Origin of the sequence: Arthrobacter sp. 18067 (genome assembly GCF_902706295.1) — a bacterium.
Classification (GTDB): Bacteria; Actinomycetota; Actinomycetes; order Actinomycetales; family Micrococcaceae; genus Arthrobacter.
On record NZ_CACSJJ010000025.1, the window covers coordinates 67,474 to 82,624 of the forward strand.

Consider the following 15,151-nt stretch of genomic DNA (forward strand, 5'->3'; position numbering starts at 1 on the left):
ATCATGACCACCACCACCGAGGACTACTCCGTCCGTACCACCGTCTACTCAGAAGACCTCCAAGGATGGGGTGAACTGCGACTTGTTCCGCTGGTTCCCGGCGAGGACATAGACCTCATCTTCGAATGGGTTACCCAGCCCCGCGCCAAGTTCTGGGGAATGACGGAAAACTCCCGTGAGGAAGTCCTGGGGATCTACGAGTTCCTTGACTCCTTGGAGACCCACCACGCGTTCCTTGCCGTCCTTGACGGAGAGCCGTTGGCCCTCTTCCAAACGTACGAGCCCCTGCACGATCCCGTCGGCGAGGCCTATCCCGCCCGTGAGGCCGACATTGGCATGCACTTGCTGCTCGCTCCGGCCACGCGACCCATTCCGCACTTCACGCCTAAGCTCGGCACTGCCCTCATCCAGTACATGTTCACCCTGCCGGGCAAGGACCGGATTGTGGTGGAGCCTGACTCCCGCAACGCCAAAGCCCTGCGCCGCCTGGAAGCCACCTGCTTTGAACTGGGGCCCATCATCCAGCTTGCCGAGAAGGAGGCCCAGTTGGGGTTCCTGACCCGGGCAGGCTTTGACGAGATCCAGGAGCAGAAGGCTCTCTGAGCCTCACCTCACCCCCAACGCGAAGTGCCGCCGGCGCCCCCAACAGGCCGGCGGCACGCTTGGTGCCCAGCTCGCCAGTGCGTGAAAGCGCTAGCGCCAGACGAAACTCCAGGTTCCAGCGCCGAGTGCCGTCAGGACTGCACCCGCCGCGATGATCACCCCGCCAAGGACCACCCAGGCGTCCAGCATCGAATATGTGGATTCGCGCGCCCACGTTCGCTGACCTCCGCCGAAGCCTCGCGCTTCCATGGTTACTGCCAGCCGCGAAGCCCTCCTTACGGCCTGGACCAAGAGCCCGAAGCTCTGGCCGAGAGTGGCCTTCAGCCGTTGCAACGGACTGCCTTGGGAACCGACGCCACGGGCCCGGCGGGCCATGCCGATGGTCTGCCACTCCTCCGCCATCAGGCCCACCAGCCGCATGGCTGCCAGGGACCCCAGGACAAAGCGGTGCGGCAGCTTTGCTTTCTGCGCCAGCGCATCGGCCAGGTCGGTCGGATCCGTGCAGGTCATCAGCAGGATCGCCGGGAGGGCGATCGCCAAACCGCGCAGCATGAAACCCAGCCCCAGCTCAAGGGAACCTTCGCTGATGGACCAGAGTCCGACGTCGAGCAGTACAGCGCCGCTGTCCGCCGCCACGATCGCCGTGCTCCAGCCGCCGATCGCCGCCGCGATGATCAAGGGCCAAGCGCGCTGCCATAGGAGCCGCAGGGTAAGCCCGGCCAGCGGGAACAGCGCAAGTTCCGCAACCAGCGCCGTGGACGCCGACACCCAGTCGATGGACAGGGCCAGTACCAGGGAAATCAGGAAAACCGACACGAACTTCGCCAAAGGGTTTGCACGCGTCAGCAGGGCATGGTTTCCACGGATGTTCAGTGCGTCCCTCATGCCGCACCCGCTTCCTGATGCGCGATATTGCCCAGTGTCACCGGTCCGAGTCGCAGTTCGGTTCCCCCGAGCACGGCACTGAATTCCTGATCGTGCGTCACCGAGACCACTGCCGTTCCGGCGTCCAACAACTCCGAAAGGAATGATGCCAACTCAGCCCAGGTGTTGGCATCCTGCCCGAATGTGGGCTCGTCCAGCACCAGGACTTTCGGATGTGCGGCCAGAACCGTGGCTACCGAAAGCCGCCGTTTTTCCCCGCCGGACAACGTGTAGGGGTTGGCGTCCACCAGATGCGTCAGCCTCAGCCGTTCCAGCAGTTCGTCCACGCGTTCCTCGCCATGGCCCAAATGCTTGGGGCCAAACATGAGCTCGTCCAGGACCTTGCCCGTGACGAACTGGTGCTCCGGTTCCTGGAACACCGTCCCGATGCGGGAAATCAACTGCTCTGCTTTCCACTTGAACGGGTCAATACCCACCCCTTCGGAAAGCTCGACGGCGGCACTCACCTTCCCGGCCACCGGCGCCAAAAGGCCGGCCAACGTGAGTGCAAAAGTTGATTTGCCGGCGCCGTTCGGTCCCGTGATGGTCAGGGCTTGGCCGGCCCTGACCTGTGCGTTGATGCCCGTTTGCACGGGAACAGGCGGGATGGTCTTGAAACCTTTGCGCCGCGGTTTTTCCCGGGATACTGCGAGGTCCTGTGCGGCCAGGAGGAGTGGGGCAGTTTCGGGCCGGTTCTGCCGCGTCCGGGTTGCCGGAACATACCCCGGCACCCACACACCGGCAGCCATCAGCATGCTGCGCGCCTCGGACAGGACCTGCTCGGGAGGGCCGTCCAAGAGGACTCCGCCGCCGGCCTGCCCGGCGCCTGAGGCCGCGCTCGCCCCCGCCGCTGACCCCGGCTGCAGGACCACAATCCTGTCCACCAGGTCTTTCCACACAGAAACGCGGTGTTCCACCACAACCAAGGTGGCGCCGGTCTTGTCGAGGCAGCGCTTCACCGCATCACGGACCTCCAGCACACCCGCCGGATCCAAGTTGGCCGTCGGCTCATCCAACAGGATCAGCCCGGGTCGCATCGCCAAAATGCCGGCAAGCGCAAGGCGCTGCTTCTGCCCTCCGGAGAGTGCCGCCGTCGGGTGATCCAACGCCAATCCGCCGCCTGCTGCGGTGCGCAACCCGACGTCGTCGAGCGCTTCATGGACGCGGGACCAGATCTCGTCCCGCAGCACGGCCAAGTTCTCGGCGCCGAAGGCGACGTCGTCACCCACGCGCGAGAGGACCACTTGGGTTTCAGGGTCTTGCTGCATGAGTCCGGCGCGGCCACGCTGTTCGCGGGGAGCAACGCCGTCGATCAGCAGGGAGCCGGTCTCGTCCGAGTCGTCTTCCTCGTCGCCCAGGACGCCGGCCAAGGCATGCAAGAGCGTGGATTTGCCGGCGCCCGAAGGACCCAGCAGCAACACCCGTTCGCCGGGTTCGATCCGGAGGTCCAGGCCCGCAATGGCAGGTTGGGCCCGGCCTGCATGCCGCCAACCCCAGCCCTCGGCTGAGACGGCGGCAGGCCTGACCGTGCCGCTTTGAGTCGCGGACATCAGCTGAAGACTGGCTCCGAAGCGGCCTTGCGCGACGCGAAGGAGCTCAGGACGCCGGTCTTCGCCAGGCCCCGGGTGGCGATCCAGGACAGTGCGCCTGCGATGATCGCGCCGGAGATGGTGGTGAAGGTGATGTAGGCAAGCTTGTCAATTGCCTCGTACGCGATGTTCCAGCCCCACGGAAGGAAGGAGTCGTTCAGGCCGCAGAAGAGGCCAGCGCCCGCGCCGGCGAGGAGTGCCGTGGGCAGGTTGAACTTCTTGTAGCGGAAGGCGGCGAAGATGAGCTCGGCGCCGAGGCCCTGCAGGACACCCGAGATCAGCACGGTGGTGCCGTACTGCGAGCCCATGATGAGCTCACCGGTGGCAGCGACGGCTTCGCAGAACAACGCTGCGCCCGGTTTGCGGATAATGAGCATGCCCAGGACCGCGGGGATCATCCAGCCACCGGCGATCAGGCCGGTAAGCGGCGGATAGGTCGCGTTCATGGGGATGGATACCAATGCGGCGCCCTGGGACCAGGCCCAGAAGATCACGCCGCCGGCGATGGCGATCAGTGCCGCCACAACGATGTCTACAACACGCCAGTTATAACTGGTCTTCTTCACGTTTACCGTGGTCATTTTTCTGCCTCCTGAGGTACAGGAGGGGAAAGTGCTACCCGGATTATCCAGCCGGCTTGCGCCGCCCGGATCCGGACACTCTGAGAAGCTCGACTCCCTTGCGCCGGTACTAACCGGATCAGGTTCGAGGGTCTGCGGCTGTCCGCACTCTCAGCGCCCTCGCGTCACCTGCATCTCTGCAGGGTCCGACGGCGGCGCTCCCCTGTCGTTATCAAATCTGCCCTGATGGGCGGGTTCAGTTTACACCTGCGTGCGTGGCGGGCGCTGGCCTGTTGCCCGCCTGTAGTCACAATCGGATCAGCGCGCCCCTGGCCGGGTGCGTTGCAGGCGTGCGTTGCGAGGCCCGCTCTACACCTCACACCCACGCCATTCCCTGCACACCAGGCCCCACAACGAGACCTGAGAGAATGATCCAGCAGAATCGACCGCGGCAAAGGGGCACATCTCATGACGGACCTACCCAAGCAGGATCACGCTGCCAGCGACACCACGGCACCGGAACCCCGCCTTGCCGCCAGCGTCATACTTCTCCGCGACGCCCCCGGCGGACTCGAAGCCTTCGTCCAGCACAGGGTCAGCACCATGGACTTTGCTGCCGGCATGGTGGTGTTCCCGGGCGGCCGCGTGGATGCTGCGGACAAGTCCGGCTGGGACTACCCCGCGGAACTGCTCCAACACCACGCAGCCCAGTGGCGCCAGAGCTCCATCGGTGCGAATACGGCGCAGGCGACCACGAGCGCGGGGACGGTCCTCACAGCCGCAATCCGGGAAGTCCACGAGGAAGCTGGCCTCAGCATCCACGCCCCTGACCTCCGCCCATGGGCCAACTGGATCACCCCGACGGACATGCCCAAGCGTTTCGACACCTACTTCTACGTCGCCAAGCCTGTCCCAGGGGCTGAGCCCCAGCATCAGACCACGGAGGCCTGGAAATCTCTGTGGATGCCAGTGGACGGAATTCTGGCGGCAGAGGCTGCCGGCACGCTGAAACTGATGCCGCCCACCTACTACCTGCTGAAGGAAATCGCCGAGTTCGGCTCGGTGGAAGAGGTCTGGTCCGCGGAGCACGCCGTCGTTCCGGTGCTTGCCCCGGTGGGTTCCATGGCCGCTTTCCTGAAGGAACGGGAAAACCGCCGCTAGCGGTGTCCGCCCGGCCTTTGCGGCTAGGCTGGGGACATGAACCTCTTCTTCAAGCTGCTGGGTACCGGAGTGAGCCTCGGAGCGGGCTTCGTCGGAACCAAACTCGTCAACAAAGGGTGGGAAAAAGCCACCGGCAACAAGCCACCCACAGGCAACGATGACATGGAAACGAGCCTGCGCTCGGCCCTGACATTCGCCTTGATCTCTGCGTTCGTGAGCACCCTCATCCAGGTTCTCGCCAGCCGCGGCACGCAGCGCGCCATCGCCCGCTTCGCCAAATCCAAGGACATCGTCTAGGCATCACCCGGACAACAAACAAGCGCGGGGCCACCATCAGTGGCCCCGCGCTTGTTTTTGCCTATCAGTCGTTCCCCTGACAGCCGATCAGCGGTCGTTGCCAGGCTCTTGCCCGGCGGCCGCCCGTTGAACCACTGCCTCGAGTTCATCTTTGGTGAGCATCTCGCGGTGACCGTGCTTGGTGCGGTAGGCGGAGCGACCCACCATGTGGGCAGAAACGGGCGCCGTCAGCAACTGGAAGATCCATGCCACCAGCAGGACCGGCCACACCCACCACGTGCGCATTTGAAGGCCGATGGCGGCCAGCATGAGGAACAAACCCAGTACCTGCGGCTTGGTGGCAGCGTGCATGCGGCTCATGAGGTCCGGAAAGCGGAGCAAGCCGATAGCAGCACCCAAGGACATCAGGGCACCCACCACCAGGAACACGGCGGTCACAGCATCGATCACGACATCTACGCCGGTGGGATCAGGACTCATTGTTCTGTTCCCTCCGTTCCGCCACGAACCGGGCAACCGTCACCGATCCGATAAACCCAATCACAGCCAGGGCTACCAGCAGCATCAGGTTGTTGAGGTGCCTGTTCATCGCCATGTCGATCGCCAGTGCAGCACCCAGGATTGCCAGCAGGACGTCTGATGCCAGCACTCGGTCCAGCAGGGATGGGCCGATGGCTATGCGGACGATCGCACCTGCCGCAGCCAGGCTGAGGATCACAGCCGTGACCACGAGAATGGTTTCCTTCATCGCGTTGCCCCTTCCATGCCCGGACGTATTTCGGCCTTCAGTGCTTCGACTTCTTCGCGCGTGCCCATGATCCGGATCAGCCGCGCTTCGATGGTTTGGACTTCGTCGCGAATTTTGTCGATGTCCGCTTCTTCATAAATGTTGAGAGCGTGCAGGTAGAGCGTGGACGTCGACCGGTCCACCTCCACCACAAGGGAACCGGGAATCAGCGAGATGACGTGCCCGGTGGCAGTTACCATCAGGTCTGAATGGCTCCGCAACGGAACAGCGACGACGGCGCTGCGCACCTTGGGACCTTTTGCCACAGCCAGGAACAGGACCAGGAAGCTCGCTGCCACCACTTTGGCGAGGAACATCAGCGCGAAGGGAATGGCGCGAAGTACGTTGAACCGGCCGCTCAACTCCACCGGCGGGAGGTAGAACAGCTTGGCCACCAGCACTGCGATCAGGGCACCGAACAGGAGGTTGCCCGGGCTGAAGTCCCGCCACAGCGCGCCCCAGACGATGACCAACCAAATGAGCAGCGGCAGCTCGGTGCGGAACGAAATCGGTTTGCGGCTCATTTGGCACCACCCGTCTGCGCTTCATCCGGTTGCGCAAGGGGCGGCACCTCAACGGAATCGCCCAGGACCGAGTGGATATAGGCCGAGCGGTCCAGCATGATTCCTGCGGAGCCGTCTGCCACCCGGAAAAGCGGGCCGGCGAAGACCGTCAGCGCAACGCCGAACACCACAAGGCCGGCCGTAGAGCCGACCATGGTCCGCGGCAGAACCCCTACATTGCCCGGGGTCTGGAGCACCGGGTCAGGGTACTCAGCGTCCTCGGGCTTGCGCCAGAAGGCCCTGTTCCAGACACGCGCGATTGCCAGCAGCGTCAGAAGGCTGGTGACCACGCCGCCCACCACCAGGGTGATGGCCAGAGGTGTTCCAAGTTCCACGCCGGCCTGCAGGAGACCCAACTTTCCCAGGAAGCCCGAGAACGGTGGAATACCCGCGAGGTTCATTGCCGGAACAAAGAACAGCAGGGCCAGCAGCGGTGAGAGCTTGGCCAGTCCACCCAGGCGGTCAATGGACGAGCTTCCGCCCCTGCGTTCTATGAGACCTGTGACCAGGAACAGGCTGGTCTGCACGGTGATGTGGTGGGCAACGTAGAAGACTGCAGCGCCCAGCCCGGCAACTGAACTCATGGCCAGGCCAAACACCATGTACCCAATGTGACTCACAAGGGTGAAGGACAGGAGACGTTTGATGTCGCTCTGGGCCAAGGCACCCAATATGCCCACCACCATGGTCAATAATGCCACGACCATGAGCGGAACGTTCAGGGTGTCCCCCGGGAACAAGAGTGTCTCCGTCCGGACCATGGCGTAGACACCCACTTTGGTCAGCAACCCGGCGAACACGGCAGTGACAGGAGCAGGCGCGGTGGGATAGGAGTCCGGGAGCCAGAAGGACAGCGGAAACACAGCGGCCTTGATGCCGAAGGCCACCAGCAGCATCACGTGCAGGAGGTTTTGGGTGCCTTGGTCCAGTTCGGCCAGTTTGATGGCGAGGTCGGCCATGGTGATGGTCCCGGTGGCCCCATAGATCATTGCGATGGCAATGAGGAACAGCACGGACGACACCACGGAAACCACAACGTAGGTGACCCCGGCTCGGATGCGCGGGCCTGTCCCACCCAAGGTCATCAGGACGTAGCTTGCCGTCAGCAGGATCTCGAAGCCCACGTAGAGGTTGAAGAGGTCGCCGGTGAGGAACGCGTTGGACACCCCGGCCACCAGGATCAGGTAGGTCGGGTGGAAGATCGAGACAGGTGCTTCCTGGTCGCCGTCGGCCATGCCCTGGCCGGTGGCATAGATCAGCACCGCGAGGCTCACCACGGTGGAAACAACCAGCATCAGCGAGGAGAACTGGTCCACCACCAGGACCACGCCCCACGGTGGCAGCCATCCGCCCAGCGTGACTGACGTCGTGCCGCCGTCCCACACTGACATCAGGAGCAGGCATTCGAGCAGAAGTGTTGCACTCAGGATGCCGATGCTCACCACTCGCTGCGCGGTGTGGTGCCGGATCAGCAGGAACGCCAGCGCGGCACCCAGTATCGGCAGGAGGACAGCTAGCGGCGACAGGTTTGCGAGGTTCACGCGCTGCCTCCTTCCTGGGTTGTCGACGTATTCGGAGTCTCGGTCGCTTCCGGGTGTTCGTGGTCCGAGGTGCTGGCGGGGGTGACGGCGAATTCAGACGTTTCCAAGGGCACAATGGCGTCATCTTCGGCGTCGAAGCTCGGAGTCTCGGCCACGCGGCGGTCCTCAAGGTCGTCCTGGATCTCGTCCTGGCGTGCCAGGACCCATGTCCGGTAGATGATGCCCAGCATGAAGGCCGTAACAGCGAAGGAAATGACAATCGACGTCAGGATCAATGCCTGCGGAAGAGGATCGTTGTAGCTGTCCGGGTTGGTTTCCTTAGTGAACAACGGAGCCAGTCCGGCGTATCCCCCGGTAGTCAGGATCAGGATGTTGGTGGCGTTGGCCAGCAGCATCAAACCCAACAGCACCCGGGTCAGGCTGCGCTCCAGGATCAAGTAGATGCCGCAGGCGTAGAGGACGCCCATGACGATCAGCAGGGTCAGGTTGATGCTCATGCGGTACCTTTCCCGGACGCAGCGGATTCAGCGGCTTCTTCGGCAAGTTCGGCGTGCCCGGCGGCATCTTCCTCTGCGAGGGGCGCCCCTTGGCCTTCAAAATGCTCATCGATTTCGGCACCGAGGCTGCGGAGGACGTCGAGCGCCAGGCCCACCACCACGATGTATACGCCGATGTCGAAGATGGTGGAGGTGACAAACTTGACGTCCCCGAAGACCGGCAGCCAAAACTCGATGATCGCGCTCTGGAACACCTGTCCGCCGAGGAAGAGCGGCACCAGCCCTGAGGCGGCCGCCGTCGCAAGTCCCGTCCCCAAGAGGGTTCCAGCACTGACTGTCGCTGCCTCGCTCAACTCGAACCGACCGCCCGCGAGGTAGCGGATTGTCAGGGCGAGGCCTGCGGTCAGGCCGCCGGCGAAGCCACCGCCTGGCAGGTTATGGCCAGCGAGGAGCAGGTAGATGGAGAAGACAATCATCGAGTGGAAGATCAGCCTTGTCACCACTTCGAAGATGATGGAGCGTCGTTCGGGCGCAAGGGTGCGTCCTGCCACCAGCCACGCGTCGCGGCTTACGTCCGTGAACTTCTTGGCCACGGCCAGAGTGGCGCCGTCGCGGGAGTCACGGTCGACGCCGGTCCGGCGCCCTACGCTGCCTTCCGGCACGGCCTCTGAGGTCTTGATTCGGTCGCCGCGGCTGCGGACGAAGATCAGGCTGGCAACACCGGTGGCGGCGATCGCGAGGACCGAAATCTCCCCGAAGGTATCCCAGGCGCGGATATCCACGAGGGTCACGTTGACCACATTCAGGCCACCGCCGCCTTCGTAGGCCAGACGTGGGAAGTCCAGTGAGATCGGTGTGGCTACGCGGGCACCCATGGCGTAGATGGCCACGAATATCATGGTGATGCCGAAGGCCGCGCCGATGATCACCCGGATGACCCGGAGCCTGCCACCTGTCCTGTCCCTCAGCTCAGCGGGAAGGCTGCGCATGGCGAGGACGAACGCCACCAGCACGATGGTTTCCACCAGCATCTGGGTCAGTGCAAGGTCCGGAGCGCCCTGCAAAGCAAACATGAGGGCAATGCCGTAACCGGTCACGGACACCATGAGCACAGCGAGGAAACGCTTGTTGGCTCGGACGGCGGCCAAGGCACCCACAACAATTCCCGCCCCGGCAACCATCTGCAGAGGAGAGTTCGGGTCGATGAAGTAGATGCCTTCCGGAAGGGGCTTGTTGGCCGCGATCAATGCCGCCAACGGCACCGCGAAGGCGACGGTCAGGATCACCGTCAGGTAGAAGTACAGCGAACCACGCTGCGTGCGGCCCGTGACCCAAACCGCGATGTCGTCCAAGGCGCCGATGGTGTGTTGGTAGGCGCGGTCCCCGTCCACCCAATCGGGCACCAGGCTCTGTGCCCGGGAAACCAGGTTCCGTCCGTAGAACATCGCAGCACCGGCCGCGAAGGTAATCGCAGTCAGGCCCAACGCCGGGGTGACGCCGTGCCACAAAGCCAGGTGTCCGGCGTCGACGGCGTCCGGACGATCGGCGAACAACGCCGCGTAAGGCTGGATCCACGTGTCCACCGGCGCGGGCCACACACCGTAGGCGATGGTGAGGACGCTCAAAACGGCCGGCGCGGCAAGGAACGCGGGCTTAATGGGTTTGAACGGCGTGGGTTCCACGCCTGGTTTGGTGGCGAACGCGCCCCACATGAAGCGGGCGCTGTAGGCGAAGGTGAGGATCGATCCGATCACCAGTCCCACCAGGATCCAGATACCCCATGCGGGCGCGTCCTGCCCTGTGCCGTAATGGACGAACGCTTCGAAGACCGATTCCTTGGCTACAAAGCCCGCCAATGGTGGCACGCCGGCCATGGACGCGGCGGCGATTGCTGCCACGACGCCCAGTGCCCGCGAAGAACGGAAGACACCGGAGAGCTTACGGATATCACGCGTTCCCGATTGGTGGTCGATGATGCCCACCACCAGGAACAGCGCCGCTTTGAACAAGCCGTGGGCGAGCAGCAGCCCCAGCCCGGCAAGGGCGGCATCCGGTCGGCCCAGGCCCACCACCATGGTGAGGAAGCCGAGCTGGCTGACCGTTCCATAGGCAAGGATGAGCTTGATGTCAGTCTGTCGAAGAGCGCGGTAACCGCCCACGAGCATGGTGGCCAACCCCAGTCCCAGGACCACCGGCAGCCAGAACTCCGACTCGGAAAAGCCCGGCGCAAGGCGCGCGACGATGTAGATACCGGCCTTCACCATGGCCGCAGCATGCAGGTAGGCGCTCACCGGCGTGGGAGCGGCCATCGCTCCGGGAAGCCAGAAGTGGAAGGGAACAAGCGCCGATTTGGTCACGGCACCTGCCAGGACAAGCACGACGGCGGCAGTCACCGCTCCTTGCATGGGTCCTGCAATGAGCGTCCCGGCTTGGTCCAGGATGGCTGACATGCGGTAGGTCCCGGCTGCCTGGCCCAGGATGATCAGACCCACAAGCATCGCGAGGCCACCGGCGGTGGTGACCATGAGCGCTTGCAACGCCGAGCGGCGTGCGGCCAAACGGGTGCGTGCATAGCCGATCAGCAGGTAGGACAGGATGGTGGTGAGTTCCCAGAAGATGAACAGCATCAGGAGGTCATCGGAAGTCACCAGGCCGAACATGGCTCCGGCGAAAGCGAGGAGCTGGGCACCGAAGCCACCGAGGTCCGCGTCAGTGTTTTTGAAGTAGCGGGCACAATAGACCAGCACCAATGAGCCCACTCCGAGGATCAGGAGGGACATGACCCACGCCAACGGATCCATGCGGAAGGCCAGCTCCAGCTTAAGGCTGGGGATCCATGGCAGGACTTCTTCTATGCCGCCACCGGAATATACGGGCCCGTACTGGAAGAGCAGCCAAATGAAGGCGCCTGCCGGAACCGCTGCCAGTGCGTAGAACGCGTTTCTGCCCAGTTTGCTGAAGATCAAGGGCGCCACAGTTGCCGCTACAAAGGTGATGGCGAGAACTGTGATCACTGTTATCTCCGCAAAGTCAGGAACGAATTGTCAAAAGTTGGAGCAGGCGGTCATACGTTGGGTTCGGTTTAGCTAGTTTATCAAGGGGGACGGACAGTTTTTGGCCAAAGAAGCGGGCCGGAGGTTACGTTTCAATCCCTGTTCTCCACAACGCGGTCTGTCATCTGCACACCGTTCTCCCCGCCGCTATAGCATTCAAGCTATGAACGCGGCCGCAGTTCCCGAAGCCTCCCACCCGACGTCCGAGCTCGCCTCCGGACCTGTCGCCTCCAAGAAGGGTCAAATCCTTGCGTGGGCCTCCTGGGACTGGGGCTCGGCTGCTTTCAACGCAGTCATGACCACGTTCGTTTTCACGGTGTACCTCACCTCCAACGCATTTGGCGGAGAAGATGCCGCATCAGCCGCCCTCGGCGCCGCCCTGGCCATCGCAGGCCTGGCCATTGCGCTGCTGGCTCCTGTCACGGGGCAGCGCTCGGACGCCGGTGGCCGACGCAAGTTGTGGCTCGGAGTCAACACAGCTGCTACGGCCGTGCTCACGGCGCTGTGCTTCTTTGTCTTCCCCCGGCCCGAGTTCCTCCTGCTGGGTGTTTGCCTCATCGCCTTGGGCAACGTCTTCTTTGAGTTCGCCGGCGTGAACTACAACGCCATGCTGGCGCAGATCTCCACCCCAAAAAACATCGGCAAGGTGAGCGGTTTTGGGTGGGCGATGGGATATCTGGGCGGAATCGTGGCTCTTCTGCTTGTTCTGCAGCTGTTCGTCCAGCCGTCCTTCGACTGGTTTGGTGCATCCACGCAGGACTCCCTCAACATCCGGCTCGTGGCCGTCTTCTCGGCTCTGTGGTTCTTCATTTTTGCCCTCCCAGTGATGTTCGCGGTCCCCGAAGTTCCGGCAAAGAAGGCCACCGCATCCTTGGGATTCCTGGCCTCCTACCGGTTACTCATCCGCCGCATCGGCGCCATCTACCGGACCAGCCCGCACACCATCTACTTCCTGCTCTCCAGCGCCATCTTCCGCGATGGCCTCGCTGCCGTGTTTACCTTCGGTGGCGTCATCGCTGCCGGCACGTTCGGTTTCGAGCTCAAGGACGTCATCTTCTTCGCCATCTTCGGCAACGTCGTCGCCGCGGTCGGCGCCATCATTGGTGGCTTCCTGGACGACCGGATCGGGCCCAAGGCCGTCATTGTCCTCTCGCTGGTTGGCCTCCTCATCGCGGGAACTTTCATTCTGATCCTGGGCAATGGTGACTACGTCTTCTTGGGCAACGAATGGCCCGGGAGCAACACTTTCTGGATCTTTGGCCTCTTGCTTTGCCTGTTCGTAGGCCCTGCCCAATCATCCTCGCGGGCGTACCTGGCCAGGCTTGCCCCGGAAGGCGAAGCCGGCGAACTCTTTGGCTTGTACGCCACTACCGGTCGGGCTGTCAGTTTCCTGGCGCCCACGCTCTTCACCCTCTGCATCGCCATTGCGGCTCCCTTGGTTGCCGAGGGAGAAGCCCAGCGTTGGGGCATCCTGGGAATCATGGTGGTTCTCCTTGCGGGCCTCTTGGTGATCCTGCCCGTCAAGCCGCCAGCGAAAGTGGAAATAGCTGTAGTACCAGAGCGTTAACTTCATAGGACCGGTTGATGGTGAACAACGTACCGGACCTGTTCAACAGAGTTTAGGGTGGAGCTATGAACGTGGATGAGACCGAACTCCCGGGCCTTGGGGTCCGCAAGGACTTCGTCACGGCCTCGGGTCGTCGTATCGGTGTAGTGGAACTTCGCGAAGGCGAAACCGAACTTTTCGTTTCAACATGGGATGACCCTGACACTTGCCAGGCGTCTATTCCCTTGACGGCGGATGAAGCATCCACTCTCGGGAATCTCCTGGGCGGCCAGCACATTGCGATGCGTCTGGCGGAAGAGCATCGCGAGATTCCCGGCATCGTCACCCGCCAGTTCTCCATCACCCCTGACTCCCCGTTCGTGAATCAACCCATGGGCAAGGCGCAGATCCGAACCCGCAGCGGTGTCTCGATCGTGGCGATCATGCGCGAAGGCGAGGTCGTCCCCTCGCCAGCACCCGACGTCGTACTTCACACCGGCGATTTGCTCGTAGCGGTCGGCACGCAGGAAGGTCTTGACTCGGCAGCCGACATCCTCCGCAACGGCTGACCGGGATGGATCCGCTCGCACTAGCCCTCGTTGAACTGGGGGCCGTCGTCTTCTGCCTCGGTCTCCTGGCTCGATTAGCGGGTCGAATCGGCATGTCCCCCATCCCTCTTTACCTGGTGGGTGGCTTGGCATTCGGTGCCGGCGGCTTCGTCAAGTTGGACGGCATGCACGAGTTCGCCCATCTCTCCGGCGAAATCGGAGTCATTCTTCTGTTGCTTATGCTCGGACTGGAATATACGGCGTCGGAGCTCGTCACCGGGCTCCGGCGATCCTGGCAGGCCGGCGTCATGGATTTCGTCCTCAACTTCATCCCGGGTGCAGGGTTGGCAGTCCTTCTTGGTTGGGGACTTGTGGGTGCCATCGTCATGGGTGGCGTTACTTATATCTCGTCGTCAGGCATCGCCGCGAAAGTCATCACCGACCTCGGACGTATCGGTAACCGCGAAACGCCGGTGGTCCTGTCCATCCTCGTTTTCGAAGACCTGGCCATGGCCATCTACCTGCCGATCCTCACGGCCATCCTGGCGGGCGTTGGCTTCCTCGGCGGATTGCAGACCGTAGGAATTGCCCTTGCCGTGGTCACCGTGGTGCTGGTCATCGCCCTCAAGCACGGCCACCGGGTCTCGCAAGCCGTTCATAGCGAGAACTCCGAGGTGTTCCTGCTGAACGTCCTCGGGCTCGCGCTGCTGGTGGCCGGTATCGCTTCCGCGCTTCAGGTTTCCGCTGCCGTCGGTGCCTTCATGTTGGGCATCGCCATCTCCGGCGCGACTGCCCACAATGCAACGCGGATCCTCGAGCCACTGCGGGATCTGTTCGCTGCAATCTTCTTTGTGGCGTTCGGTCTCAACACCGATCCCACGTCCATCCCGCCCGTCCTGGGCTGGGCTCTTGTGCTGGCCGTCCTCACGTCAGCTACCAAGATGATCACGGGGTTCTGGGCTGCTAAGCGGGCAGGCATCGCTGTGCCCGGCCGCTTCCGCGCAGGAGCCGCCCTTATTGCCCGCGGCGAGTTCTCCATCGTCATCGCCGGCCTTGCTGTTGCTTCGGGCGCCGTTCCCGACGAGCTCGCAGCACTTGCCACGGCCTACGTCCTCATCATGGCCATCCTTGGTCCGCTGGCCGCCAGGTTTGTGGAGCCCGTGGTCAAAGCCCTCCGGAAGACACCCGGTGCCCCACCCCGGACACCTGAGCGGGCCCCCGCCTAGGGCCAGCCGCTCTGCCCTCACCCAGGCTCTGCTCGCGAGAGGTCAGATCTCACCCCTATCCCCCACGCCGAGGGGCGACATCTCACCCCAAAGGGCGCCCCAAAGAGGCGAGAGCTAACCCTTCGGTGGCCTCCCAGGGGCGACATCTCACCCTTCGGTGGCCTCCCATGCCCCCGCCGAGGGGCGACATCTCAGCCGAATGAAGCGCCCATAGAGGCGAGAGCTAACCCTTCGGTGGCCTCCCACACCCCCACCG

At 63.3% G+C, this 15,151-nt stretch carries 15 protein-coding genes and 1 riboswitch; of the genes, 6 read left to right on the forward strand and 9 right to left on the reverse strand.

The window, feature by feature from the left end; genetic code table 11:
* The first annotated feature begins 3 nt into the window (after positions 1-3).
* Positions 4-603 carry a GNAT family N-acetyltransferase gene (locus GVL04_RS21115; protein WP_159708176.1) on the forward strand — a complete coding sequence of 200 codons (600 nt, stop codon included), beginning with the start codon at positions 4-6 and terminating at the stop codon, positions 601-603.
* Positions 604-693: 90 nt separating this feature from the next.
* On the opposite strand, the gene GVL04_RS21120 is transcribed toward GVL04_RS21115, so the two are convergent.
* The 3 genes from GVL04_RS21120 to GVL04_RS21130 are packed head-to-tail and all read right to left on the reverse strand — an operon-like array spanning position 694 to position 3,697.
* Positions 694-1,488, reverse strand: a complete 795-nt coding sequence (locus GVL04_RS21120; protein ID WP_159708178.1) for an energy-coupling factor transporter transmembrane protein EcfT — start codon at positions 1,486-1,488, stop codon at positions 694-696.
* A complete protein-coding gene (locus GVL04_RS21125) occupies positions 1,485-3,077 on the reverse strand; it encodes an ABC transporter ATP-binding protein (protein ID WP_159708180.1) in 1,593 nt (530 codons plus the stop codon). Before GVL04_RS21125 ends, GVL04_RS21120 begins: the two co-directional genes overlap by 4 nt.
* Entirely contained in the window at positions 3,077-3,697 is a 621-nt protein-coding gene (locus tag GVL04_RS21130) for an ECF transporter S component (RefSeq protein ID WP_159708182.1), read from the reverse strand. Before GVL04_RS21130 ends, GVL04_RS21125 begins: the two co-directional genes overlap by 1 nt.
* 77 nt (positions 3,698-3,774) lie before the next feature.
* Positions 3,775-3,911, reverse strand: a riboswitch (TPP riboswitch).
* Positions 3,912-4,144: 233 nt separating this feature from the next.
* On the opposite strand from GVL04_RS21130, the gene GVL04_RS21135 reads away from it, so the two are divergent.
* Positions 4,145-4,837 carry an NUDIX domain-containing protein gene (locus GVL04_RS21135; protein WP_159708184.1) on the forward strand — a complete coding sequence of 231 codons (693 nt, stop codon included), beginning with the start codon at positions 4,145-4,147 and terminating at the stop codon, positions 4,835-4,837.
* A gap of 36 nt (positions 4,838-4,873) precedes the next feature.
* Positions 4,874-5,134: a DUF4235 domain-containing protein gene (locus GVL04_RS21140; RefSeq protein WP_159708186.1), complete on the forward strand. Its 261-nt coding sequence runs from the start codon at positions 4,874-4,876 to the stop codon at positions 5,132-5,134.
* Between the two features lie 87 nt (positions 5,135-5,221).
* Here the strand turns inward: GVL04_RS21140 and mnhG are convergent, their stop codons facing one another.
* Genes mnhG through GVL04_RS21170 form a run of 6 tightly spaced genes read right to left on the reverse strand, consistent with a single transcriptional unit; the run spans position 5,222 to position 11,536 of the window.
* Positions 5,222-5,614: a monovalent cation/H(+) antiporter subunit G gene (mnhG, locus tag GVL04_RS21145; RefSeq protein WP_159708188.1), complete on the reverse strand. Its 393-nt coding sequence runs from the start codon at positions 5,612-5,614 to the stop codon at positions 5,222-5,224.
* The gene (locus GVL04_RS21150; RefSeq protein WP_159708190.1) at positions 5,604-5,882 is read right to left on the reverse strand and encodes a monovalent cation/H+ antiporter complex subunit F; all 279 of its coding nucleotides are present in this window, start codon (positions 5,880-5,882) and stop codon (positions 5,604-5,606) included. Before GVL04_RS21150 ends, mnhG begins: the two co-directional genes overlap by 11 nt.
* The gene (locus GVL04_RS21155; RefSeq protein WP_159708192.1) at positions 5,879-6,445 is read right to left on the reverse strand and encodes a Na+/H+ antiporter subunit E; all 567 of its coding nucleotides are present in this window, start codon (positions 6,443-6,445) and stop codon (positions 5,879-5,881) included. The genes GVL04_RS21150 and GVL04_RS21155 overlap by 4 nt, the downstream gene beginning before the upstream one ends.
* On the reverse strand, positions 6,442-8,025 hold the full coding sequence (locus GVL04_RS21160; RefSeq protein ID WP_159708194.1) for a Na+/H+ antiporter subunit D: 1,584 nt from the start codon (positions 8,023-8,025) through the stop codon (positions 6,442-6,444). Before GVL04_RS21160 ends, GVL04_RS21155 begins: the two co-directional genes overlap by 4 nt.
* The gene (locus tag GVL04_RS21165) at positions 8,022-8,522 is read right to left on the reverse strand and encodes a Na(+)/H(+) antiporter subunit C (protein ID WP_159708196.1); all 501 of its coding nucleotides are present in this window, start codon (positions 8,520-8,522) and stop codon (positions 8,022-8,024) included. Before GVL04_RS21165 ends, GVL04_RS21160 begins: the two co-directional genes overlap by 4 nt.
* Positions 8,519-11,536 carry a Na+/H+ antiporter subunit A gene (locus GVL04_RS21170; RefSeq protein ID WP_159708198.1) on the reverse strand — a complete coding sequence of 1,006 codons (3,018 nt, stop codon included), beginning with the start codon at positions 11,534-11,536 and terminating at the stop codon, positions 8,519-8,521. Before GVL04_RS21170 ends, GVL04_RS21165 begins: the two co-directional genes overlap by 4 nt.
* Before the next feature lie 202 nt (positions 11,537-11,738).
* On the opposite strand from GVL04_RS21170, the gene GVL04_RS21175 reads away from it, so the two are divergent.
* The 3 genes from GVL04_RS21175 (at position 11,739) to GVL04_RS21185 (ending at position 14,895) form a co-directional block, all read left to right on the forward strand.
* On the forward strand, positions 11,739-13,142 hold the full coding sequence (locus GVL04_RS21175; RefSeq protein WP_159708200.1) for an MFS transporter: 1,404 nt from the start codon (positions 11,739-11,741) through the stop codon (positions 13,140-13,142).
* A gap of 65 nt (positions 13,143-13,207) precedes the next feature.
* Complete coding sequence (locus tag GVL04_RS21180) at positions 13,208-13,690, forward strand: cation:proton antiporter regulatory subunit (RefSeq protein ID WP_089596429.1); 483 nt, start codon at positions 13,208-13,210, stop codon at positions 13,688-13,690.
* A gap of 5 nt (positions 13,691-13,695) precedes the next feature.
* Positions 13,696-14,895 carry a cation:proton antiporter gene (locus tag GVL04_RS21185; RefSeq protein ID WP_159708202.1) on the forward strand — a complete coding sequence of 400 codons (1,200 nt, stop codon included), beginning with the start codon at positions 13,696-13,698 and terminating at the stop codon, positions 14,893-14,895.
* Positions 14,896-15,151: the final 256 nt, after the last annotated feature.